A 23,527-nucleotide genomic window follows, 5' to 3' on the forward strand; every position below is an offset into this window, starting at 1 on the left:
GAGAAGACATGGCCAAATCACGTTTCGACACGGGCGCCGGCCCGTCCCAGCGGCAACTGCGGGTCGGCGAGGCGGTGCGCCACGCGATCGCCGAGATCCTCGCGCGCGGCGAGGTAATGGACGAGGTGATCGCCTCGCACGTCATCACCGTGCCCGAGGTGCGGATGAATCCGGACCTCAAGCTGGCGACGGTTTTCGTCATGCCACTCGGCGGGCAGGACGCGGAGCCGGTGCTCGCTGCGCTCGAGCGCAACCGCCGCTTCCTGCGCGGTGAATTGGCACGCCGCATCAACCTCAAGTTCGCGCCCGACGTGCGCTTTCGTCTCGACGAGAGCTTCGACGAGGCGCGGCGGATCGACACGCTCCTGCAGAGCGACAAGGTCCGACGCGACATCGCCCGCCCCCAAGGGGCGGACGACAATGACGACGACGAAGCCTGACGGGCATGGATCACCTCTCGATGAGCCAGGACAAGGAACGGCCGGGCGGCGGCGTCGCGCCGGGCACCGGGGAAGGCGGCCCTCAGCCGCGCGAGGGCCAGCGTGGACCGCGGCCACCGCGGCCAAAGAAGCGCGACGTGCACGGATGGGTGGTGCTCGACAAGCCGGTCGGCATGACCTCGACCCACGCGGTTGCCATCATCAAGCGCATCTTCAACGCCAAGAAGGCCGGCCATGCCGGCACGCTCGATCCGCTCGCCTCCGGGCTCCTGCCCGTGGCACTGGGCGAGGCGACGAAGACCGTGCCTTTCGTCATGGACGGGCGCAAGGCCTATGCCTTTACCGTCAGCTGGGGCGCGGAGACGGACACCGACGACGCCGAGGGCACGGTGGTGGCGACGAGCGAGGCGCGGCCCGACCGCGCCGCCATCGAGGCGCTGCTGCCGCGTTTCACGGGCACCGTCATGCAGGTGCCGCCGCGTTTCTCCGCCATCAAGATCGACGGCGAGCGGGCCTACGACCTTGCCCGCGACGGCGAGGTGGTGGAACTGCAGGCCCGCCCGGTGCAGATCGACCGCCTGAGCCTCGTTGCGCATGACGGGCAGTCGAGCGTCTTCGCCGCCGAATGCGGCAAGGGCACATATGTCAGGGCCATCGCCCGCGATCTCGGCCGGGCGCTCGGCTGCCTCGGCCATGTCGCGACGCTCCGGCGCACGCGCGTCGGCCCTTTCGAGGAGGCCGACGGCATCTCCATCGACGCCCTGCGCGAGCTCGAGGGGCTCGACGATGCGGCCCGGGCCGAGAAGGGTCTGAGGCCCGTGGCTGTCGGACTTGGGGGCCTGCCGCAGGTCACGGTCACACGCTCGGACGCCGGCCGGCTGATGCGCGGCCAGTCCGTGCTCTTGCGCGGGCGCGATGCGCCGCTCGACGAGGGCTGTGTCGCCGTCTTCGCCCACGGAGCGCTGATCGCGCTGGGGGATCTGGAGCACGGGGAGCTGCATCCGCGGCGCATCTTCAACCTGCCGCAGGCGCGCTGACGGCCGCTCTGGCCTTGGCGCGCCAATGGGTATATAGAGACCGCTTCGCGTGGGGCATGTCTTCGCGCGCAGCATGCCGACCGCGCTGGACGACATCCCGGCCCGGCCGGCGGCAAACCGCCTCCCGCGAGAGCGGCGGCGGCATGGATGACATCAAGCGAAAGGATGAACCGATGTCGATCACGGCCGAGCGCAAGCAGGCGCTTCTCAAGGAATATGCCCGCGAGGCGAACGATACGGGCTCCCCGGAAGTGCAGGTTGCGATCCTCACGGAGCGCATCGTCAACCTGACGGAGCATTTCAAGGTCCACGCCAAGGACAATCATTCCCGGCGTGGCCTTCTCAAGCTCGTGTCGCAGCGTCGTTCGCTGCTCGACTACCTGAAGAAGAAGGATGAGGGCCGCTACCGCACCCTTATCGAGCGTCTCGGCCTTCGTCGCTGAGACTTCTGCCCGGAGCGTCCGCGCTCCGGGCATTTTGCCAGGTGCCGCATCATGCGATGCGGCCGAAGACTGGTGTGGCGCTCCCGGGGCGCAGCACCTCGAGCTGGAAGGGCCGTTGCATGTCGATGCAACCCTTCGGCTCTGCGTCAGGTCCTTCCATGGGGAGGGGCCGCGAACCGGCCAGGCTGACGACCATGGCAGGATCGCCAGACGCTTCCCGCCGTTCGCGCCCTTCAGGGCCGGCGGGGCGGGCAGCCTCTCGCCGTCTTGCTCATGGCGTCGACCACATGGCCCGACCATGAGAGAAAAGACATGTTCGATATCCAACGCGTGGAACTGGACTGGGCCGGCAAGAAGCTGACCCTCGAGACCGGCCGCGTCGCCCGCCAGGCCGACGGCGCCGTGCTCGCGACCTATGGCGAGACCACCGTGCTCGCCACCGTGGTGGCGGCGAAGGAGCCCAAGCCCGGCGTCGACTTCATGCCGCTCACCGTCAACTACCAGGAAAAGGCCTATGCAGCGGGCCGCATCCCGGGCGGCTACTTCAAGCGCGAGGGCCGGCCGAGCGAGCGCGAGACGCTGATCTCGCGCCTCATCGACCGGCCGATCCGCCCGCTCTTCGTCGACGGCTGGCGCTGCGACACCCAGGTCATCATCACGGTGCTGAGCCATGACCTCGAGAACGATCCCGACATCGTCTCGATGGTGGCAGCCTCGGCGGCGCTGACCCTTTCGGGCGTGCCCTTCATGGGCCCCGTGGGCGCGGCGCGTGTCGCCTATATCGGGGGCGAGTACAAGGTCAACCCGACCTCCGCCGAGATGGAAGGTTCCGACCTCGACCTCGTCGTTGCTGGCACGGCCGATGCGGTGCTGATGGTGGAGTCGGAAGCCAAGGAACTGCCGGAAGACGTGATGCTGGGTGCCGTCATGCACGGCCACGCCCATTTCCAGCCGGTGATCGACGCCATCATCCGCCTTGCGGAGAAGGCCGCGAAGGAGCCGCGCAACCTCGAGGCGGCGGACGTCTCGGATGTGGAAAAGGCCGTGCTCGAGATCGCCGAGGCGGACCTGCGCGCTGCCTACCAGATCGTCGAAAAGCAGGACCGCTACGCCGCGGTGGACGCCGCCAAGGCCAAGGTCATGGCCGCGCTTTGCCCCGAAGAGGGCGAGGCCCGTTTCGAGGCCGAAAAGGTCAAGGCCGTCTTCAAGGAGGTTCAGGCCAAGATCGTGCGCTGGAACATTCTCGATACCGGCACGCGCATCGACGGCCGCGACGTCACGACCGTGCGCCAGATCGTTGCCCAGGCCGGCTTCCTGCCGCGCGCGCACGGCTCGGCGCTGTTCACTCGCGGGGAGACGCAGGCCCTGGTGGTCGCGACGCTCGGCACGGGCGATGACGAGCAGTTCATCGACTCGCTGGAAGGCACCTATAAGGAAACCTTCCTGCTGCACTACAACTTCCCGCCCTATTCCGTGGGCGAAACGGGCCGCATCGGTTCGCCCGGGCGTCGCGAGATCGGCCACGGCAAGCTCGCTTGGCGCGCCATCCACCCGATGCTGCCGCCGCATCACGAGTTCCCCTACACCATCCGCGTGGTCTCCGAGATCACCGAGTCGAACGGCTCCTCGTCGATGGCGACGGTGTGCGGCGCCTCGCTGTCGCTGATGGACGCGGGCGTTCCGCTGCGCCGTCCGGTGGCCGGCATCGCCATGGGTCTGATCCTGGAGGGCGAGCGCTATGCGGTGCTGTCGGACATCCTCGGCGACGAGGACCACCTCGGCGACATGGACTTCAAGGTGGCCGGCACCGACCAGGGCGTGACCGCGCTGCAGATGGACATCAAGATCGCCGGCATCACCGAGGAGATCATGCGCGTCGCCCTCGACCAGGCGAAGGCCGGGCGCATGCACATCCTCGGCGAGATGGGCAAGGCGCTCTCGGGCGCCCGCGCCGAGCTCGGCCAGTACGCTCCGCGCATCGAGACCATCAAGATCCCGCAGGACAAGATCCGCGAGGTCATCGGCTCGGGCGGCAAGGTCATCCGCGAGATCGTGGAGAAGACCGGCGCCAAGGTCGACATCTCCGACGACGGCACCGTCAAGGTCGCCTCGTCCGACCTCAAGTCGATCACCGCGGCGATCAACTGGATCAAGGGCATCGCGGCCGAGCCGGAAGTCGGCGTCATCTACGAGGGTACGGTGGTAAAGACCACGGACTTCGGCGCCTTCGTCAACTTCTTCGGCTCGCGCGACGGCCTCGTCCACATCTCGCAGCTCGCGCCGCAGCGCGTGCAGAAGGTGACGGACGTCGTCAAGGAAGGCCAGAAGGTCAAGGTCAAGCTGCTCGGCTTCGACGAGCGCGGCAAGGTGCGCCTGTCGATGAAGGTCGTCGACCAGGAGACGGGCGAGGACCTCGAGGCCAAGGGTAAGTCCGACGCCGAGACGGCGGCTGAGTAACGATCGGCCAGGGTCCGGACAGACCTGTGCTGTCCGGCCCTGCGGGAAGCGCTTCTATCGGCCTCACCGATGCTCGTCGCGGCCGCGGCGACTGTGCCTGTCGCTCCAGGCTGCAGGGCGTCGATGCCTGCAGCCAGCGCGGGCATGATGGCGGAGACGACGCGGCTGACAGAAAGCCGCCGGAGTGATCCGGCGGCTTTCTCCTTTGCGGCAAGCTTCCGACCCCGGCTACTGGCTCGACCAGATGATGCGAGCCATCCAGGCGATGTCACCAAGGGGAAGAGCGCGGTCCTCGTGCTCGGGGTTGAGCGAGCGCAGCTCCACCGTGCGGGCGGTGCGGCGCTTCAGCTCCTTGGCCATGAACTCGCCATCGGTCGTCTTGACGACGACCCGGTCACCGCGTCGGACGCTCGATGTCGGCGATACGATGATGACGTCACCGTCACGGTAGAGCGGCAGCATCGAATCGCCGGAGATTTCCAGCGCATAGACCTTCTCGTCGATGCCGTCGGGAAAGGACACCTCGTCCCAGCCGGAGCCGACGGGGAAGCCACCGTCGTCGAAGAAGCCGCCGCGTCCGGCCTGGGCGAAGCCGATGAGCGGAATTGTACGGTGAGGCACCTGTTCCTGATGGCGGACGACCGACAGGAAGTCGTCGATCGTCGCGCCAGTCGCATCCAACACCTTGGCGATCGATTCCGTCGAGGGCCAGCGCGGCCGTCCGTCCGCTCCGGTACGCTTGGAGCGGTTGAAGGCCGTCGGGTCGAGTCCGGCCTTGCGCGCAAGGCCCGAGGCGCTGAGGCCGTGCCGGGACGCCAGGGCGTCGATCGCGTTCCAGATCGCTTCGTGCGACAGCATGCCCACCTCCCGCTCCTTGGGAATGGCGCATCGCGCAGCGGGGGCACCGCCACGTTAGGATGACAATCTAACTATAGGACTTATTGCCCCGTTTGTCTCGTGCGAATTCTTGACGCAAGAGCCCCTGAATGGAGGGGCCTGCGCATTGATCTTCGCAGCGCGAGCCCCTACAGCGGGTGGGCACTCGCGGGAGCATGGCGGTGGCGTTGGTATACAAGATCTGTCCGCGGCAGATGTGGGCCGAAGCGGAGGCTGCCGGTGTGTTTTCCGGCGCTCCCGTCGATGTCGCGGACGGCTTCATTCACTTCTCGACGGCCGCGCAGATGCGCGAGACGGCGGCGAAGCACTTCGCCGGCCAGAATGACCTCGTGCTGGTAGCCATCGAGGCAGCGGCCCTTGGTGAGGCGCTGCGCTGGGAGCCATCGCGCGGCGGGGACCTCTTTCCGCATCTCTACGGGCCGCTTGCCCTTTCGGCGGTCCGCTCGGTCAGGCCGCTGCCGCTCGGCGCGGATGGGCTCCATCAGTTTCCGGACGACCCGTAAATGTTCTCGCTCCTCGCATCCTTGGCGCGGCCGGCGCTGCTCGCCCTCGATCCGGAACTCGGCCATCGCCTGGCGATCCGGGCGCTCTCGATGGCTTCGGCCGCGACGCCCGAGCCCGACGCGCCGGCGCTGAGCGTGAGGGCCTTTGGGCTCGAATTTCCCAATCCCGTTGGCCTGGCGGCGGGCTTCGACAAGAACGCCGAGGCGATCGAGGGGGCGCTCGGCCTCGGCTTCGGCTTCGTCGAGGTGGGCACGATGACGCCGCGTCCGCAGCCGGGCAACAGTCGGCCGCGGTTGTTCCGCCTGGTGCGGGACGAGGCGGTCATCAACCGGCTCGGTTTCAACAACGAGGGCCACGCGGCCGGGGTTGCGCGGCTTCGCCGCCGTGGCGGACGGCCCGGCGTCGTCGGCGTCAACATCGGGGCGAACAAGGATACCGAGGACCGGATCAGCGACTATGTTGCCGGCATCCGTGCCTTCGCGCCGCATGCCGCCTATTTCACCGTCAACATCTCCTCGCCGAACACGCCCGGCCTGCGCGACCTGCAACATGCCGCAGCTCTCGATGACCTCATCGCCCGTGTGCTCGACATGCGGGATGCCGTGGCCGGCGAGCAGGGGCGACGGCCCGTCCTCATCAAGATTGCGCCGGACCTGACGCTGCCGGAGCTCGATGCCGTCGTCTCGGTGGCGCGCCGCCGCAGCATCGACGGGTTGATCGTATCCAACACCACGGTGACGCGCCCGCCCGGCCTCGTGGAGACGATGGTCGGCCAGGAGGCTGGGGGCCTGTCCGGCAAGCCGCTCTTTCCGCTCGCCACGGCGATGCTCGCGGCCACCTACCAGCGCGTTGAAGGAGCTTTCCCGCTCATTGGCGTCGGGGGCATCGATTCGGCGGAGACGGCCTGGACGAAGATCACTGCCGGTGCCACGCTGCTGCAACTCTACACGGCCCTCGTCTACAAGGGGCCCGGCCTCGTGCGCGACATCAAGGCAGGGCTGCGCGCGCGGCTGGCGCGCGAGAAACTAGACAGCCTGTCGGCTGTTGTCGGCCGAAACGCGGCCGACCTCGCCCTGAAGGCCTGAGCGGTTCAGCCAGCCACCGGAGGAGAGGGCCGCGCGGGCAAGGTGAGGGGAGGGAGCCCCTGGCCGATGCTGCGGCCACGACGCTGCTGGCGCCGACGAGCGCCGTTGCGAGACCGAGCGGTTGCGTCGTCACATGTGCCTGCGTGTTGGCGGCGCCAGCAACACCAAGTGTCGATGGGTGGCCTCGAACCGGCGCGCGGCGATGGCGGGAACGGCGCGGACTCCGCTCACGGCCGGCGCACCCCTAGCGGCGGCCGAACAGTCGCACGATCAGCCAGACCGGCACGACGATGATGGCGCCGTACAGCAGCCATTGGCCAACCTCATGGAGAGCGGCGAAGCCGCGGCCGACGACGCGGCGGATGAAGTCGACGATGCCGTCGATGAGGCCGAGCGGCGTGATGCCGAGGAAGGCCATGATGGCGCCGACGAGAACCGACAGGAAAATGAGCTTGATCAGGACCGACAGGGGCGAGCCGCCGAGAAAACGCTGAAGCGAGCCGTTCGCCATCGTCCAATCCCCTGTGTGCTGCGGCCGGCCCTTCGCTCTGGACCGGGCTGGCCTCGCATGGTTTCCTCGCATCGGCGCCTGCCGGCCGCCGCGCATGTCGCATGCAACGTGACATGGACGATCCCTTCCTCGCGCGCAAGGTCCCGATGCTCGATCCCCGCCTCTTCCATCCCGATGCCGTCGATGCCGAAACCGCCGCCCTCAACGCGGACATCCTCGCCCGACTCACCGGCGCGCCCGACCAGTGGAGCGCACCCGCGGCCGTGGTGCGCGAGAACCGCGCCAAGGGGCTCGGGCCCTTTCCGCCGCTGCCGAAGAGCCCGCGGGCGAAGGTCGTCACCATCGACGGGCCAAGCGGGCCGCTTCACCTGCGCGTCATCGCGCCCGAGACGCCGCGGGGCGTCTTCCTCCACATCCACGGCGGCGGGTGGATGCTGGGCGCGGCCGACGAGCAGGACCCCTTCCTCGAATTTTTCGCCGAGCGGCTCGGCTTCGCCGCCGTATCTGTCGACTATCGCCTCGCGCCCGAGCATCCCTACCCGGCCGGGCCGGACGATTGCGAGGCGGCGGCGCTGTGGCTGGTGCGCGAGGGGCGCGAGCGCTTCGGCACCGAGCGCTTCATCATCGGCGGCGATTCCGCCGGGGCGCACCTGTCGGTGGTGACGATGCTGCGCCTGAGGGAGCGGCACGGCCTCACGCCCTTTGCCGGCGCCAATCTCATCGCGGGCGTCTACGACCTCGCGCTGACGCCGAGCGTCCGGCGCTGGGGGGAGGAGAAGCTCATCCTCAACACGCGCGACATCTTCCTCTTCGTGCAAAGCTTCCTGCGCCGGGAGGGGGACGTGCGCGCTCCCGACGTCTCGCCGATCCATGCCGATCTTTCCGGCCTGCCGCCGGCGCTCTTCACCATCGGCACGCGCGATCCGCTCATCGACGATTCGCTCTTCATGGCAGGGCGCTGGGCGGCGGCCGGCAACCGCAGCGAACTCGCCGTCTGGCCGGGCGGCTGCCATGTCTTCACGCGCTTCGACATCGGCCTGACGCGCGAGGCGCTGGCGCGGATGGAAGGTTTTGTGGCGTCGCTCTAGATCAGGCCGCGCTCGGCGCGGGCACCTGCCCGGCGGCGGCGATCTTGGCCGCGGCGATCACCGCCTGCGTGCGGCTCTCGACGCCGAGCTTCTGCAGGATGGCCGAGACATGGGCCTTGACGGTCGCCTCGGACACGGAGAGCTCATAGGCGATCTGCTTGTTGAGCAGGCCCTCCGACAGCATCATCAGCACGCGCACCTGCTGCGGCGTGAGGCTGGCGAGGCGCTTGACGAGCTCGCCCGTCTCGCGGTCGACGGGGGCGGCGAGGTCGATGTCGGCTGGCGTCCAGTTGCCGCCGGCGAGCACGGTGCGGATGGCCGTGCGCATGTCCTCGGCGTCGAGCGCCTTGGGGATGAAGCCGGCGGCGCCGAAATCGATGCAGCGGCGGATGACCGAGGGTTCGTCGTTGGCCGAGACGATGACGACCGGGATGTCCGGATGCTGGGCGCGCAGGTACATCAGCCCGGAGAACCCCTGCACGCCGGGCATGGCGAGGTCGAGCAGCACGAGATCGGCGGAGGCGTCCGCATTGAGCGCGGCGCACATGTCGGCGAAGGAGCCGGCCTCGACGATGCTCGCGTCGGCGACCACCCCCGCCAGCGCCTGGCGCAAGGCGCCGCGGAACAGCGGATGGTCGTCCGCTATGATGATGCGTGCTGCGGAATCGCTCACGGCCCACCCCATGCTCTGCCGTGCTATTTTTCGCCCCGGGGCGACGAGACGGCAAGCCCCGCGTTCGTCGGTCCCGCACCCGTCAGGCAAAATCCGCACAATCGCCGAACCTTGCGGGACTGAGCCGAGCACGAGTTTGCCATGAGCGGTGCGTCATGTCACACCAAGATACTGCGGACAATAGCGGGAGCGGGAGGCTCGGGGCATGATGGCTGGCGGCAGGCCGGTGGGTCAGGCGCAGCGCCTTCTGCTCGCGGCGGCGATGGCGTCCGTGATCGGGCTGATGTGGCTGCTCGAGCGGGTCGGCGTGCCCGAATCGCTCCTGACCCCCGTGCTGCTCAGCCTGCCGCTGATGCTGTTCCTCCTCGTCGGTCTGGGGGCGCGGACGATGAGCCTCGCCACCTTCGATGCCGCCGACCGCAGCCTGCCGGCGGCGGTGGCGACCCTCGCCCTGCCGGTCGTCGTGCTGGCACTCCTCGTGCTCGCCGGCAACGCACCCGCCCTGCGCTGGGGCGCCGTCGCCGGGCTCGTGCTGCATGCGGTCCTCGCTCCCTTCCTCCACGATGTCGCCGCCCCGACGCCCGCCGGCACCCTCGCCGGGCGCTTCGGCGCGCCGGCGCGCTTCGCCGTTGTCGTCGTCCTCGTGCCCGTCACCTTCATCGCGCTCACCCTGATGCTGCAGGATGCGGCCGTCGTCCTCGCGCAATCGCTCGCCGTCGGCTATCCCGCCGCCTTGCGCCTTCTCTTCGTCCTCGCCGCGGTGGTCGCCATGGTGGGCGGGCTGAGGGCCGTCGCCGCGACGCTGGCCGTCCAGGGTGGGCTGGTGGCGGGCTTTGCCGGACTGCTGGCCGCGGCCCTTGCCGCGGCGTGGTGGCACACCTTCGTCGCAAGCCTGCGCTCGGGGATGGACACCGTGATGCCCTTTACCCGGGCGGGCGCGCCGCTTCTGACCTGGCTCGCGGCCGGGCCGGGGGAGGAGATCGTGCTGGCGCCCTTCCTCGTCGCGATGCTGGGCGTCGCGGCTTTGCCCATCGTGACCTGCCTTTCCGGGGCCCTGCCGGGCAGGGGCCTTGCCGGCCGCGTCTCGCTGCGGGCGGCGGTGGTGCTTGCGGCGGTCGTCCTCGTCGCCGACGCCGCCGCGGTCTATCTTCCGGGGGCGCTGCTCGAAGGCTCCTGGCTGCTCAGGCAGATGTCGGCCGTCGCGCATCTGTCGACGATGCTGGCGGGCGTCGCCGCCCTCGGTTTCCTTCTCGGCCTCATCCTGTCGCGCGACGTCTATCGGGTCAGCGCGCCGCGGGCCTCCACCGCCCGCAAGACCGTGATCGCGCGGCTCGCCGTGCTCGCGGCGTTGGGGGGCGCCGCGGCAGCCGTTCCGCTCGCGGGCAACGTCGCGCCGGCGGTGGCGGTGAACCTCGTCCTCGGTGTCTCGGCCGGCGCTCTCCTGCCGGCGCTCCTCTTCGCGCTGCTGCCCGGCGGGCGGGGCTGGGCGGCCGCGCTCGCCATCCTCGGCGGTGCGGCGATCGTCGCCTCGGCCGAGCTGCCCGCGCTGGCGCCGGCCCTCATCGCCGGCACGCCGGCACTCGCCTGGCCCGCCGCGCGGCTCGGGGAAGCGGCGCCCCTGTGGGCGGCGGCCTGGGCCGTCCTCCTACTGATGCTCGGCCTCGCGCTGTCGCGCTGGCGGGGCGGCACCGCCGGTCAGGCGCTCGCATCGTCCTGAGCGGCACCGATCGCCGTGACGAGCACCTCCCGCGCGTGCGGACGGTCGCGGTGCTCGATGAGATAGATGCCCTGCCAGGTGCCGAGCGCCAGCCGCCCGGCGACGACGGGCACGGCGAGCGAGGCGTCGGTCAGCATGGTGCGGATATGGGCCGGCATGTCGTCCGGCCCCTCGATGGCGTGCACATAGGCCCGGTCGCGCGGGGCGAGATGGTCGAGGGCCGTCGCGAGATCCGTGCGCACGTCCGGGTCGGCATTCTCCTGGATGGTCAGCGAGGCGGAGGTGTGCCGGCAGAAGACCGTGAGGAGCCCGTCGGCGATGCCGCTCGTCGCGAGCCACCGCCGGATGGCATGGGTGATATCGGTGAAGCCGGGCCCGCGCGTGCGCACCACGAGGCGCGCGCTCGCCTGGCGCGTCACGGGCCCGGCGCCGAGGGGCGTCGTCTCGATGGCGTCGCGTTGCGTCATGTCTTCCCCGCCCTCGTCTTCATCGTTTCCCCGCGCGGCAGGAGACCGGCGAGATAGTCGAGCCGGTCGGCCTCGCGCGGCGGCTTGTCCCAGCGGATGCGGCTGATGCGCGGAAAGCGCATGGCGACGCCGGACTTGTGGCGCGTCGACTGCTGGACGCCCTCGAAGGCGACCTCGAGCACGAGGCCGCGCTCGCCCGTGTGGACGACCTCGCGCACCGGGCCGAAGCGGTTGACCGTCTCCCGCCGCACGAAGCGGTCGAGTTCCTTCAGCTCCTCGTCGGTGAAGCCGAAATAGGCCTTGCCGACGGGCACGAGCTCCTCGCCCTCGGGCCCGCTGCGCCAGAGGCCGAAAGTGTAGTCGGAATAGTAGGAGGAGCGCTTGCCGTGGCCGCGCTGGGCATACATCAGCACCGCGTCGACGAGGTGCGGGTCGTGCTTCCACTTGTACCACAGGCCCTTGGGCCGGCCGGGGACATAGGGGCTGTCACGGCGTTTGAGCATGACGCCCTCGACGGCCTCGGCGTCGATGCCGGCGCCGGCTTCGCCTGGCCGGGCACGCGCCGCGACCAGTTCCTCCCAGCTAACGAAGGGTACTAGGGGGGAGAGGTCGACGCGCCCGCCCGCGAGCCGCGCGACGAGCGCCTCGAGCCGCCGGCGCCGCTCCGCGAAGGGCAGGGGGCGCAGATCCTCCTCGCCCTCGCCGAGCAGGTCATAGGCGCGGATATGGGCGGGGAATTCCTGCATCAGGCGCGGTGTGATCGCCTTGCGGTTGAGGCGCTGCTGCAGGACATTGAAGCTCTCGACGCGCCCCCCGCGCAGGACGAGAAGCTCACCGTCGAGCGCTCCGACGAAGGCGTTCTCCGCGATGAGGGCCTCGCACAGGTCGGGAAAAGAGCCGGTGATATCCTCGCCGGTGCGGGAATAAAGCCGGACGATGCGCCGGCCCTCCGGCGTCAGCTCGCGCACGGCCTCGATGCGGATGCCGTCCCATTTCCATTCGGCGCAGAATTCGGCCGGGTCGAGGCGCGAAAGCTCCTCCTCGTCGAGCGGGTGCGACAGCATCGGCGGGCGGAAGGGGGCGACCACAAGCCCCTCCGGCCGATCCGCACGACCTTCGAGCCAGGCGAAGAGCGGCTCGTAGGGCGGCGTCAGGCCGTGCCACAATTCCTCGACCGCATTGGGATCGACCCTGCCGAGCCCGGCGACGGCCGTCTTGGCGAGGCGGGCGGAGACGCCGATGCGCAGCGCCCCGGTGATGAGCTTGAGCAGCGCCCAGCGCCCGGTCTCGTCGAGCGCATCGAGCCAGCGCGCGAGAAGGCCGGGCAGTTCGGTCTTCGCCGCCATCGAGAGGCCCTCGACCACGTCGGCGAGGCGCGGCGGCGGGGCGTTGTGGCCAGTGCCCGCCTGCGATGGCGGCGGCCACATGAGAGCGACGGTTTCGGACAGGTCGCCGACATAGTCGTAGGAGAGGGCGAAGAGCACCGGATCGGTGCGCTCGGCAATGAGCGCGCGCACGAGACCGGGCTTGGCGTTGCGGAAGGAGAGCCCGCCCGTGAGGGCGGCGAGGGCATAGCCGCGCTCGGGATCCGGCGTCGTGCGGAAGAAGTCCTCCATCAGCCGCAGCTTGGCGTTGCGGCGCGGCTCGAAGGCGAGGCGGTCGAGCAACTCTGCGAAGTCGTTCATGCCGAAGGCTCCGCGACGGCTTCCGCCTCCGCCTCGTCGTCGCCGTAGCCAAGCATGTTGAGGGGACGTGCCGCGAGCCCCTCGCGCGTGCACCAGTGCACCAGCGCCTCCTCCTCGCCGTGCGTCACCCAGACCTCGCCGGCGCCGGTCTCGCGGATCGTGGCGCACAATTCGTCCCAGCCGGCATGGTCGGAGACGACGAGCGGCAGCTCGACGCCGCGCTGGCGGGCGCGAGCGCGCACCCGCATCCAGCCCGAGGCGAAGGCGGCGACCGGATCGGGGAAGCGCCGCGCCCACAGGTCCTGTAGGGCGCCCGGCGGGCACAGCACGACCGCGCCGCCGAGGCTCTCGCGACTGCCGGGCTCGACCTTGCGCAGGTCGCCGAGGGCGATGCCGAGCTCGCCGTAGAGCTGCATCAGCCGCTCCATGGCGCCGTGCAGGTAGACGGGCCGGTCGTAGCCGCGCTGGCGCAGGAGGGCGATGAGCCGCTGCGCCTTGCCGAGAGGATAGGCGCCGAGGAGGTGCGCCCGCTCGGGAAAGAGCGTCAGGGAGTGCAGCAGCTTGTCGATCTCGCCGACGACATCGGGATGACGGAAGACCGGCAGGCCGAAGGTCGCCTCCGTGATGAAGACGTCGCAGCGCACGGGCTCGAAGGGTGCGCAGGTGGGGTCGCCCACGCGCTTGTAGTCGCCGGAGATGACAATGCGCAGGCCGTTCGCCTCGATGAGGATCTGCGCCGAGCCGAGCACGTGACCCGCCGGCAGGAAGGTGACGCGCACGGGCCCGAGCGTCACCGCCTCGCCGTAGCGCACCGCCTGGGCGGTGCCGCAGAAGCCCTCGCCATAGCGCGCCGCCATGATGGCGAGCGTCTGCGCCGTCGCGAGCACGGCGCCGTGGCCGGCGCGGGCGTGGTCGGAATGACCGTGGGTGATCAGCGCGCGCGGCACCGGCCGCAGCGGGTCGATATGGACGTCCGCAAGGGGGCAATAGAGCCCGGCCGGAGTGAGCGAAAGAATGTCGCGCGCCTGCATGGACGCAAGATAGGTGCTTCCTCCGGACCGGTTAAGCCCGCGAGTCCCGGGTGCCGTCACTTTCGGCTTGACGAAGACGACCGCCTGACGTTCTTTCCGCCGCCTCCAACCTCATGACCCCCACCCCCATGCGGCCCACGAAGCTGATGACCTCCGGCGACCTTCTCGTCGATCGACGCTACACCTTTGCCGAGAGCCTGATGCGGGAAAAGGACTGGGAGGCGGCCGCCGAACTCATCGGCGAGATTGTGCGCCTTGCGCCGCACTGGGCGCCGGCCTGGATCAGCCTCGGCGAAACGCTGGCGGCGCTCGGCCGGAAGGACGAGGCGCGCGATGCCTTCACGACGGCGCTCAGGTTGTCGCCTGAAGACGAGCTCGGTGCTGGGCTGCGCCTCGCCCGCCTCGGTGCGCTGCCCCCGACCGGCGCCATGTCGGCCGGCTATGTGCGGGCGCTCTTTGACGAGTATGCGGGGCATTTCGACCGTCATCTCGTCGAGAAGCTGGCCTATCGCGGCCCCGATCTCATCCTCGAGACGCTGTGTGGCATCTGCGGAGCGACCGGCCGGCCGCCTCATTTCCGCCTGGCGCTCGACCTCGGCTGCGGCACGGGGCTTATGGGCGAGGCCGTGCGTCCTTATGCCGTCACGCTTGCCGGCTGCGATATCGCCCCGCGCATGGTGGAGCGGGCGCGCCGGCGCGGCTGCTACGACCGGCTCGCGGTCGCCGAACTGACCGCGTTCCTCGACGGCGAGGCACCGGGCAGCGCCGACCTCGTGCTCGCGGCCGACGTGTTCATCTATGTCGGCGACCTCGCACCCGTTTTCGAAGCGACTGCCCGGGCGCTCGCCGACGGCGGTCTCTTCCTGTTCACCGTGCAGGACGTCGGTGACGCGCCGCTTGGCTTCGTGCTCGGCGAGGACATGCGCTTCGCCCACAGCACCGGCCATGTCGAGACGCTGCTCGCCGCGGTCGGACTCGATGGCGTGGCGTGCGATCCCGCTGTCCTGCGCCATGACGGCGGCCGGCCGGTGCCTGGTTTCGTCGTCGCGGCGCAGAAGCCGGTCCGGCCCCTTTGACAGTGGGCGCGGGATGACGGATCGCGCACGAGGCGCTACCTCTTGGGGGTGACGCCGCATCTTCCGTCGCCCGCCGCGGCTGCTCTGCCGCCTGCCTTCTCCGCCTGGTTCGCCAGGCGCGGATGGCACGTGCGTGCGCACCAGCTCGATCTCCTCGCGAGCGCGCGGGCCGGGCGCTCGGCCCTGCTCGTTGCCCCGACGGGGGCCGGCAAGACGCTCGCCGGCTTCCTGCCGAGTCTGGTCGAGCTCGCGGAGGCGCCGGACCGGGCCGGCCTCCACACGCTCTACATCTCGCCGCTCAAGGCGCTCGCCGTCGACATCGCGCGCAACCTCGAGGCGCCGGTCACGGAGATGGGGCTGCCGGTCAAGGTCGAGACGCGCACCGGCGATACGCCGGCCCACAAGCGCGCGCGGCAGATCGAGCGCCCGGCGCATATCCTCCTCACCACGCCCGAGCAACTCGCGCTGCTCATCGCGCATCGCGAGGCCGAGGCGTTCTTCGCGGGCCTGCGGCGCATCGTGCTCGACGAACTGCACGCGCTCGTGACGTCGAAGCGGGGCGACCTCCTGTCGCTTGGCCTCGTGCGGCTGCTCGCGCTCGCGCCGCAGGTGACGACGGTCGGCCTCTCGGCGACGGTGCGCGAGCCGGAAGTGCTCGCCCGCTATCTCGTGCCGCAGCGCGAGGGGGTGGCTTCACCCGACATCATCACGGTGAAGGAGGGCGCGCGGCCGCATATCGGCATCCTCGAGAGCCGGCTCGCGCCGCCGCTTGCGGGCCACACGGCGCTGCATGCCATGGAGGAGATCTACCGGGCGATCCGGGAGCATCGCCTGTCGCTCGTCTTCGTCAACACGCGCATGCAGGCCGAGTTCGTCTTCCAGGAGCTGTGGCGGATGAACGACGATGGCCTCGCCATCGCGCTGCATCACGGCTCGCTCGACGCCGGCCAGCGCCGGCGCGTCGAAGCGGCGATGGCCGAAGGGCGGCTCAAGGCAGTGGTCTGCACCTCGACGCTCGACCTCGGCATCGACTGGGGCGACGTCGATCTCGTCATTAATGTCGGCGCGCCGAAGGGCGCGAGCCGGCTGATGCAGCGGATCGGCCGCGCCAACCATCGCCTCGACGAGCCGTCGAAGGCGTTCCTGGTGCCAGCCAATCGCTTTGAGGTGCTGGAATGCCGGGCCGCGCTCGACGCCGTTGCGGAGGCGGCGCAGGATACGCCGGACGCGCGCACCGGCGCCCTCGACGTACTCGCCCAGCACGTGCTGGGCCGGGCCTGCGCCGGGCCCTTCGATGCCGATGCGTTATACGAGGAGGTGCGCGGCGCTGCGCCCTATGCCGACCTGCCGCGCCGGGATTTCGACGATGTCCTCGCCTTCGTCGCCACCGGCGGCTATGCGCTGAGGAGCTACGAGCGCTTCGCGCGGATCGTCAAGGGTAAGGACGGGCTGTGGCGCGTCACCACCCCGCGCGTTGCCCAGCAGTATCGGCTCAACGTCGGGACCATCGTCGAAGAGCCGATGCTGCGCGTGCGCCTCGCCCGCCCGCGCCGGGCGGGCGGCATGACCGTCGTGCGCGGCGGGCGGGTGCTCGGCGAGGTGGAGGAATATTTCGCGGAGGGGCTGACGCCGGGCGACACCTTCGTCTTCGCCGGCGAGGTGCTGCGCTTCGAGGGCATCTATGAAAACGAGGTCACCGCCTCGCGCACGGCGGCGGGCACGGACCCGAAGGTGCCGTCCTATGCCGGCGGCAAGTTCCCGCTGTCGAGCTTCCTGGCGAGCCGCGTGCGCACGATGATCGCAAGCCCGGACAACTGGCACCGCCTGCCGAGGCCAGTGGCAAACTGGCTGAGGGCACAGAAGATGAAGTCGCGTCTGCCGCGGCCGGGGCAACTGCTCGTCGAGACCTTCCCGCGCGCCGGGCGCCACTATCTCGTCGCCTATCCCTTCGAGGGGCGGCTCGCGCATCAGACGCTCGGCATGTTGCTGACGCGGCGCCTGGAGCGGGCGCGCCTCAAGCCGCTCGGCTTCGTCGCCAACGACTACGGCCTCGCTACCTGGGGCATTGCCGACATCGGCCTCGCGGTCACACAGCAGCGCCTGTCGCTGGCCGATCTCTTCGCGCCGGACATGCTGGGCGACGACCTCGAGGACTGGCTGGCGGAATCGGCGCTGATGAAGCGCACCTTCCGCCATTGCGCGATCATCGCCGGCATGATCGAACGGCGCTTTCCTGGGCAGGAGAAGACCGGCCGCCAAGTCACCATGTCGACCGACCTCGTCTATGACGTGCTGCGCCGGCACGAGCCGGACCACGTCCTCCTGCGCGCGGCGCGCGCCGATGCCGCAACGGGGCTGCTCGACGTGCGCCGGCTCGGCGATATGCTGGTGCGCGTCGCGGGGCGAATCGTGCATGCGCCGCTCGATCATCTCTCGCCGCTATCGGTGGCGGTGATGCTCGAGATCGGCCGCGAGATGGTCTATGGCGAGGCCGCCGAGCACATGCTGGCGGAGGCCGAGGCGGCGATGATGGACGAGGCGATGCAGTGAACGCGATGGATGGCGAGACCGGCACAGCGGGCGCGGCGCAGGTTCTGCGCCTCGGGCGGCTCGATCTTGTCGCCGATCCCGCCGGTGCGCTCTTCGTCGCGGACCAGGGGCTGCTCGTCGTCGCCGACCTCCATCTCGAGAAGGCGTCATCCTTCGCCAGCCATGGCATCTTCCTGCCGCCGTACGACACGCGCGCCACGCTCGCCGCGGTGGCGCGCCTCGTCGCCCGCTATGCGCCTCGGGCCGTCGTCGCGCTCGGCGACAGCTTCCACGATGCGGATGCGCACGCGCGTCTCGATCCACGCGACCGCAAAGCGCTCGCCGCCCTGCAGCGCGGCCGCGACTGGCTGTGGGTGACAGGCAATCACGATCCGCGGATGCCGCGCACGGCTGGCGGCGAGAGCGCTGCGGAGCTGCGCCTCGCCGACGTGGTGCTGCGGCACGAGCCTGCCGAAGACGGCACGGCGGAGATCGTCGGGCACATGCATCCGGCGGCCAAGGTGCGGCTCACCGGCCGCTCCCTGCGTCGCCGCTGCTTCGCTGTGGGGGCGCGGCGCATCGTCATGCCGGCTTTCGGTGCTCTGACGGGCGGGCTCAACCTGCGCGATGCCGCCTTCCGGCCGCTCTTTCCCCAAGGCGTCACGGCCCACGTGCTCGGCCAACGGCTCTACGCCATCGGCTGGCCGCTGCTGCTGCCGGATTGAGCTTCGTCAGTCCCGCCGGAAGATGATCGTCGCGAGCCAGCCGAAGAGCACCGCCATGGCGACGACGCCGAGGCCGTAGAATATGGCGTGATCGTGGGCGAGGGTGACCGTCGCCTGTTCGAAGCCGGTTTTCACCACCTCGAAATTGGTGGTCTGCCGGGCGAGTTGCGCCCCGTCGACGAAGAGAGCCACCTCGACGTCGTAATTGCCGGTGGGGGCGACAGCGGGCAGGGTGATGGGCGCGCGGAAGATTGACGGCGTCAGGAAGGTGACGCCGCGCGGCTCCTCGGTGAACAGCCCCTGGTCGTTCTTGAGCCGCAGCAGGGCCTCCCGGAACGGCTCCTCGCTCGCCAGATGTTCCATGCCTGGCGTCGCGATCTGCATATCGAGGCCGAGCCGGTAGCGCGTGAGAAAAGCCCCGCCCGCGATCTCGTCGATCGGCCGCGACGAGAGAACGGCGAGATAAGTCGGAAGGTCGACGAAGCGGCGCTGCGATGTGTTGAGCCAGAGCGGCCCGACCCGCTCCTTCTCGCGCACGATGGTCGTGCGCCGGGGGCCGCGCACGGTGATGACGACGTCATAAGGTGCGGCCCGTGCCACCGTGCGCTCATCACGTTCGATGGCGCCGAAGACAACGATGGACGAACCCGTGTAGGTGGACGTGATCGCGACCCTGTGTGTCGACAGGGACAGGATCAGTGTCTCGGCAGCCGCCGGCGCGAGCGATGCGCAGACCGCTGCGAGAGCGGCCGCGGCGAACAGCAGCCGGGGCATCGCCGTTCTTGCCCACCTCGTCGCCGTCATGGCCGTGCCCCCACGGTGACGAGCGAGAAGGGCTCCTGCGGTCTCACCACGAGATCGATGGCAAAGCGGATACCGACCCCGAGGACGAGAATGGCAAGGAGCAGGCGGAAGGACTCGCCCTTGAGATTCTGGCCGGCGCGGGCGCCGAATTGCGCTCCCATGACACCGCCGATGATGAGCAGCATCGCCAGCACCACGTCCACCGACTGGTTGGTGAAGGCGTGCAGCAGCGTCGCCGCCATCATCGTGAAGAGGATCTGGAAGAGGGATGTGCCGACCACCACGGCGGCGGGGATGCGGAAGAGATAGATGAGCGCAGGAACGAGAATGAAGCCGCCGCCAATGCCGAGCACCGCTCCGGCGAAGCCGATGAGTATGGCGAGCGTGACGATGGGGATGACGCTGCCATAAAGCTTGGAGCGGTGGAAACGCATCTTCCACGGTAGGCCGAGATACCACGGATGCTCGCCCGAGCGACGCGAGAGGGGGACGACGCCGCGGCGCGTCGCCCACATGGTCTTGAGGCTTTCGGCCAGCATCAGCGAGCCGATGATGCCGAAGAGCGTCACGTAGCTGACGACAATGACGAATTCGAGCTGGCCGAGGCGGCTCATCACGTTGAAGAACCACACCCCGAGCAGCGTGCCGACGAAGCCACCCGCGACCAGCACGCCGCCGAGCTTGAAGTCGAGCGCCTTGCGCCGCCAGTAGCCGAGCGCACCGGTGACCGAGGAAGCCGTGATCTGCGAGGCCTGGGTGGCGACCGCGATCGCCGGCGGGATGCCGAGGAAGATCAGAAGCGGCGTCATCAGGAAACCGCCGCCGACGCCGAACATGCCCGAGATGAAGCCCACCGCCGCGCCCATGGCGAGGAGGGTGAACATGTTGACGGACATTTCGGCGATGGGCAGGTAGATGTGCACGGCACGGTACTCGGACGCTCGGTCGAATGCGACAGCGGCCGCGGGCCGTCGGCACGCGGCTGCTTCGTCAGTCTAGGGAGCGTCCCTTAACGTGGGGTCAAAACCAAGGCATGACAGCCACGGTTATGCACAAGCCCGTGTGCCGTCCCGTCGCCACAGCCCGGAGGCTGCCGTGAGCGCGTACGGGCCGTCAGAGTTGTGACACCGTCCCGGGCGGTTTCGGCGCCCCCGGCGAGGGGGCAGCGGTGCTCAGCTCCCAGCCGCCCGCGGGCACTTCATTGGCGATGCGGTCGGGCACCTTGACCTGCCAGCGCGCGAAAGCCTCCTTGCCGATGGCCAGTTCGCTCGCCGTCAAGCTGCGGGCGAGTTCGTCCCGCTTGGCGGCCGCATCCTTGTCGCCGTCGCGGGCGAGGACCGACAGCCACGTATAGGAGGCGACGAGGTCGCGCTCGGTGCCGAGACCGCGCGCCAGGAGAACGGCGAGATTGAACTGGCTGTCGCGCACGCCGAACTCCGCTGCCTTGCGGAACCATTGCACGGCCGTCTCGTAATCCGGTTTGCCGGTGATGCCCTCGGCATAGAGCACGCCGAGATTGTGCATCGCCCGTGCATTGCCGGCCGCAGCCGCCTTCTCGTACCACATGCGCGCCGTGCCGACGTCGCGCGGGACGCCGATACCCTTTTCGTAGTGGCTGGCGATACGATATTGCGCCGGCACGAGACCGGCAGTCGCCGTCGCCTCGAACAGCCGGGCGGCTTGGGCCATGTCGCGCGGCACTCCGCGACCCTCCGCGAGGCGGCTGGCGACCTCGTAGACGGCGGCGGCGTCGCCCGCGGCCGCCGCCTTGCGCAACGGGGCGGGCAGGCCCTCCGCCGGCAGGTCGGCGACCTTGCTCGGCGGGATGGAAAGGGGGGCCCGTGGGCTCTCCTCGAGGCGCGAATTCCGGTCCGGGGCGGGGGCCGGCGAGGCGCTGTCAGGGACGGCCGGAATTACCGGTAGGGAACCCGTCGTCGCGGGGCCGCTGTCGGTGACGAACGGGTTCGCGGCGAAGGGGTTCAAGACGTCGGGGGAGGGAGCATCCGCCTGTGCCGGTGGTGATGATCGCGCCTCGGCCTCCTCGCGGGCAGCGGGCGCCGTGGCGTCACGGGCCGCGGCGGGTTCCGCATCGCCAGCGGGGTGGGGCTTGCCGGCGAGGCCACCCAGCACCTGCGCCGCGCCGACGGCGATGACGATGGCGGCGAGACCGATCAGCAGGGGCTTGCGCCGGGCGGCGACGCCGTTCCTGAGCCGCGCGACCGGGGAGGCGACGGTCTGACGGCGCGTAGCCGCCGTCGGCCGCGGCTCGGCCCTGAGCGCGGGCGCGGGGTCGTCCTCGGACCGGGACAGGACCTCGACCTTGTTGGCGTGCAAGGCCGGATCGGGCAGCGCGGCGGCGGTCTCCGCCGCCGCAGCCTGCGCGGCCCGCCGGGCGGCCGCGATGAAGCTTGCTTTGACCGCCGCGGTGGGCGCCTCGTCGAAAGCCGGAGCGGCAGCCGCTGTCTCCTTCTCCGAAGGCACGGCCGTCAGGGTCGGCTGCGCCGCGAGAAACGCGGCCGATGGCGTGGCGGCATCGAGAGTAGGCGGCGGTGCCGGCCGATCGGTCTCGTCTTCCCGGCCGTGGGAAGGCTGGTTTGCCCTCAGCAAAGCGTCGAGGCTGGTGCGCAGGTCTTCGAACTCGGCCGAATCGGCCGGATCGTCGTCGGGCAGGCGCGGCAGGGTGCCCGGCGCCGGCCGCCCCTCGGCCATGTCTTCCTCCAGCAGGGCGAGGCGGTCGACGATCCGCTCCAGCGTCTGGTGCACGGCTTCCAGCGTATCTTGTGTCCTCAGGTCGGTGCTCGCCTGGGTCGTCCTCAGTGCGGCCAAGTCGCGTTTGAGCTGGCCGATCTCGGCGGGCATGGTCTCGTAGGCATCGGGAAGGGCGCTGCGGGCCGCTTCGGCGGCGCGGCGAGCTACCTGCTCGATGGCTTCGGCCGTGCCGTCCTGCAACTCGCGCATCTCCTCACGCAGCTGATGGCGCAGGTCGGCGAGGAGGTCGGCCATCGTCCTTTCGAGCGAGGACATGCCGTGCGCGATGCGCTCCCGCTCGGCGAGTGCCGGGGCCGCGCCCACCGCATCGATCCGCTCGGCCAGCTGACCGATCTGCCGTTCGAGTGCGTCGAGGCCAGCGCTATCGGTCTCGGTTGCGCGCACCTCCTCGATGCGTGCCGTCAAGGCGTGGATCATGCCCTCGATGCGCGCGAGATCGGGAGCCGGGCTCGGGCGCTCCAGGTGCTCGTTCAGACGGTCGAGCCGGGCGAGGACGTCGCCGATCGGCATCGCCGCCACTGGTCGCAGGGCCTCGTCGATCTTGCGCGACAGCGCCTCCAGGCGGGCGACAACGGCCTCCTGTTCGAGGCGGGGGGCGGCGTGGCCAGGCGTTCCGACCTCCCGTGCAATCGGCGTCTGGTTGCGGCGCGGCCGCTCGTCGAGCCGCCGGTTCATGGCGGCAAAGCGCTCGCCAAGGGTTGGGCTGTCGTCGAGTTCGCGCTGCCGACGACGGATCTCGGCGACGGCCGCCTCGAGCCGCCGACGGGCCGTTTGCTCCTCGGTTATCAGCGGGCCGACGGTCTCTTCTTCGCCAGCGTCGTTTCCCGCCCCGGCGGCGACGGCCTCAAGCCGGTCCCCGACGTCGTCGAGCGCGTCGCGGAGCGCGGCGGCGTCTTCGTACCAGCGCGAGACGGCAGCAGGTGTCCTGTCGGCAGTGAGATGCCGCTCGATGTCGTCGAGCCGCCGGCCGATGGCCAGAAGGGCCTTACCAATGGCGCCGGTCGTCTCGTCCTGCCGCTCGGCCATCGAGCGGGTGCTTTGCGCGACATGCGATTCAGTGCGCTCCATCCAGCGGGCAATCGAGTCGAGTGCGCTGGCCGTGCGGGCTGCGGCGCCCCGCGTCTCGGCGAGGGTGCGCTCACTGACGCGCGCCACGATCTCGTCGAGGCTCGGCATGTCGAGGCCGGCGCCAGCCTCGGGACGACGCGGGGCGGCGGCGGTTTGCATGCGTTCGCGGGCAAACCGGGCAAGCCGCTCGCTGACCTCGGCGAGCGAATCGTGTCCCGATGCGGCCACGCGGGTGTCGCCGTCGGCCGCCTGGTCGGCGATGACGGTGCTGAGCCATGCGCCGAGCGTCATTCCCGCCTTGCGCGCCGCCTCCTTGGCCGCATCCCGCGCCTGCGGGTCGATGCCCTTCACACTCCAGGGGGCGGTCTGTGCCATCGTGATCCCACTGCGCTGCCGCAGGCACGTCCTGCGCGATGCTGCCGGTGGGTCAAGTTCTCCTGATTATGGTAAAGAAGCCGTTAACCATAACAGACAGGATTGCGCGTACGGCCTGTCCGCGGGGCGCGTGGGGCGCCGGGACG

Annotated in this window: 20 protein-coding genes; 11 read left to right on the forward strand and 9 right to left on the reverse strand. The window is 70.0% G+C overall.

Annotated features, from left to right (window positions below):
- Positions 1 to 8 precede the first annotated feature (8 nt).
- The 4 genes from rbfA to pnp all read left to right on the forward strand — a co-directional run bounded on the left by rbfA (position 9) and on the right by pnp (position 4,377).
- Entirely contained in the window at positions 9 to 440 is a 432-nt protein-coding gene (gene rbfA, locus ASC46_RS15460) for a 30S ribosome-binding factor RbfA (RefSeq protein WP_055460199.1), read from the forward strand.
- 5 nt (positions 441 to 445) lie between these two features.
- A complete protein-coding gene (gene truB / locus ASC46_RS15465) occupies positions 446 to 1,477 on the forward strand; it encodes a tRNA pseudouridine(55) synthase TruB (RefSeq protein ID WP_082464862.1) in 1,032 nt (343 codons plus the stop codon).
- Positions 1,478 to 1,650: 173 nt separating this feature from the next.
- Positions 1,651 to 1,920, forward strand: a complete 270-nt coding sequence (rpsO, locus tag ASC46_RS15470) for a 30S ribosomal protein S15 (RefSeq protein WP_055460266.1) — start codon at positions 1,651 to 1,653, stop codon at positions 1,918 to 1,920.
- A gap of 312 nt (positions 1,921 to 2,232) precedes the next feature.
- Positions 2,233 to 4,377 (forward strand): polyribonucleotide nucleotidyltransferase, encoded by a 2,145-nt coding sequence (pnp, locus tag ASC46_RS15475; protein ID WP_055460200.1) that lies wholly within the window; start codon positions 2,233 to 2,235, stop codon positions 4,375 to 4,377.
- Positions 4,378 to 4,605: 228 nt separating this feature from the next.
- Here the strand turns inward: pnp and ASC46_RS15480 are convergent, their stop codons facing one another.
- Positions 4,606 to 5,235 carry a S24 family peptidase gene (locus tag ASC46_RS15480; RefSeq protein ID WP_055460267.1) on the reverse strand — a complete coding sequence of 210 codons (630 nt, stop codon included), beginning with the start codon at positions 5,233 to 5,235 and terminating at the stop codon, positions 4,606 to 4,608.
- A gap of 200 nt (positions 5,236 to 5,435) precedes the next feature.
- On the opposite strand from ASC46_RS15480, the gene ASC46_RS15485 reads away from it, so the two are divergent.
- Entirely contained in the window at positions 5,436 to 5,777 is a 342-nt protein-coding gene (locus ASC46_RS15485; protein ID WP_055460201.1) for a DUF952 domain-containing protein, read from the forward strand.
- On the forward strand, positions 5,778 to 6,863 hold the full coding sequence (locus tag ASC46_RS15490) for a quinone-dependent dihydroorotate dehydrogenase (protein ID WP_055460202.1): 1,086 nt from the start codon (positions 5,778 to 5,780) through the stop codon (positions 6,861 to 6,863).
- A 244-nt stretch (positions 6,864 to 7,107) separates the two neighbouring features.
- On the opposite strand, the gene ASC46_RS15495 is transcribed toward ASC46_RS15490, so the two are convergent.
- Complete coding sequence (locus tag ASC46_RS15495) at positions 7,108 to 7,374, reverse strand: DUF6460 domain-containing protein (protein WP_019402564.1); 267 nt, start codon at positions 7,372 to 7,374, stop codon at positions 7,108 to 7,110.
- A 146-nt stretch (positions 7,375 to 7,520) separates the two neighbouring features.
- On the opposite strand from ASC46_RS15495, the gene ASC46_RS15500 reads away from it, so the two are divergent.
- Positions 7,521 to 8,462, forward strand: coding sequence for an alpha/beta hydrolase (locus tag ASC46_RS15500; protein WP_055460268.1), 942 nt, complete (start codon positions 7,521 to 7,523; stop codon positions 8,460 to 8,462).
- Position 8,463: 1 nt separating this feature from the next.
- Here the strand turns inward: ASC46_RS15500 and ASC46_RS15505 are convergent, their stop codons facing one another.
- Positions 8,464 to 9,147, reverse strand: a complete 684-nt coding sequence (locus ASC46_RS15505; RefSeq protein ID WP_019402562.1) for a response regulator — start codon at positions 9,145 to 9,147, stop codon at positions 8,464 to 8,466.
- A gap of 193 nt (positions 9,148 to 9,340) precedes the next feature.
- Here ASC46_RS15505 and ASC46_RS15510 point away from each other — a divergent pair, with 193 nt between their 5' ends.
- Positions 9,341 to 10,852, forward strand: coding sequence for a hypothetical protein (locus ASC46_RS15510; RefSeq protein ID WP_055460203.1), 1,512 nt, complete (start codon positions 9,341 to 9,343; stop codon positions 10,850 to 10,852).
- On the opposite strand, the gene ASC46_RS15515 is transcribed toward ASC46_RS15510, so the two are convergent.
- From ASC46_RS15515 to ASC46_RS15525, 3 genes are read right to left on the reverse strand one after another with little or no spacing between them, the layout of a single operon-like run.
- The gene (locus tag ASC46_RS15515) at positions 10,831 to 11,319 is read right to left on the reverse strand and encodes a secondary thiamine-phosphate synthase enzyme YjbQ (protein WP_055460204.1); all 489 of its coding nucleotides are present in this window, start codon (positions 11,317 to 11,319) and stop codon (positions 10,831 to 10,833) included. The two genes, ASC46_RS15510 and ASC46_RS15515, sit on opposite strands and share 22 nt — an antisense overlap.
- Positions 11,316 to 13,004, reverse strand: a complete 1,689-nt coding sequence (locus ASC46_RS15520) for a cisplatin damage response ATP-dependent DNA ligase (RefSeq protein WP_055460205.1) — start codon at positions 13,002 to 13,004, stop codon at positions 11,316 to 11,318. The genes ASC46_RS15515 and ASC46_RS15520 overlap by 4 nt, the downstream gene beginning before the upstream one ends.
- Entirely contained in the window at positions 13,001 to 14,035 is a 1,035-nt protein-coding gene (locus tag ASC46_RS15525) for a ligase-associated DNA damage response exonuclease (protein ID WP_055460206.1), read from the reverse strand. Before ASC46_RS15525 ends, ASC46_RS15520 begins: the two co-directional genes overlap by 4 nt.
- Before the next feature lie 128 nt (positions 14,036 to 14,163).
- On the opposite strand from ASC46_RS15525, the gene ASC46_RS15530 reads away from it, so the two are divergent.
- Genes ASC46_RS15530 through pdeM form a run of 3 tightly spaced genes read left to right on the forward strand, consistent with a single transcriptional unit; the run spans position 14,164 to position 18,365 of the window.
- Positions 14,164 to 15,111, forward strand: coding sequence for a methyltransferase (locus ASC46_RS15530; RefSeq protein WP_055460207.1), 948 nt, complete (start codon positions 14,164 to 14,166; stop codon positions 15,109 to 15,111).
- A gap of 48 nt (positions 15,112 to 15,159) precedes the next feature.
- Positions 15,160 to 17,661, forward strand: a complete 2,502-nt coding sequence (locus ASC46_RS15535) for a ligase-associated DNA damage response DEXH box helicase (protein ID WP_055460208.1) — start codon at positions 15,160 to 15,162, stop codon at positions 17,659 to 17,661.
- Positions 17,662 to 17,666: 5 nt separating this feature from the next.
- Positions 17,667 to 18,365, forward strand: a complete 699-nt coding sequence (pdeM, locus tag ASC46_RS15540; protein ID WP_055460209.1) for a ligase-associated DNA damage response endonuclease PdeM — start codon at positions 17,667 to 17,669, stop codon at positions 18,363 to 18,365.
- 6 nt (positions 18,366 to 18,371) lie between these two features.
- Here the strand turns inward: pdeM and ASC46_RS15545 are convergent, their stop codons facing one another.
- From ASC46_RS15545 to ASC46_RS15555, 3 genes are all read right to left on the reverse strand, one after another.
- A complete protein-coding gene (locus ASC46_RS15545) occupies positions 18,372 to 19,169 on the reverse strand; it encodes a TIGR02186 family protein (protein ID WP_055460210.1) in 798 nt (265 codons plus the stop codon).
- Positions 19,166 to 20,092, reverse strand: a complete 927-nt coding sequence (locus ASC46_RS15550) for a sulfite exporter TauE/SafE family protein (RefSeq protein WP_055460211.1) — start codon at positions 20,090 to 20,092, stop codon at positions 19,166 to 19,168. The genes ASC46_RS15545 and ASC46_RS15550 overlap by 4 nt, the downstream gene beginning before the upstream one ends.
- Positions 20,093 to 20,282: 190 nt before the next feature.
- Positions 20,283 to 23,381, reverse strand: a complete 3,099-nt coding sequence (locus ASC46_RS15555) for an SEL1-like repeat protein (RefSeq protein ID WP_141659700.1) — start codon at positions 23,379 to 23,381, stop codon at positions 20,283 to 20,285.
- Positions 23,382 to 23,527: the final 146 nt, after the last annotated feature.

This window comes from Chelatococcus sambhunathii (assembly GCF_001418005.1).
Classification (GTDB): Bacteria; Pseudomonadota; Alphaproteobacteria; order Rhizobiales; family Beijerinckiaceae; genus Chelatococcus_A; species Chelatococcus_A sambhunathii.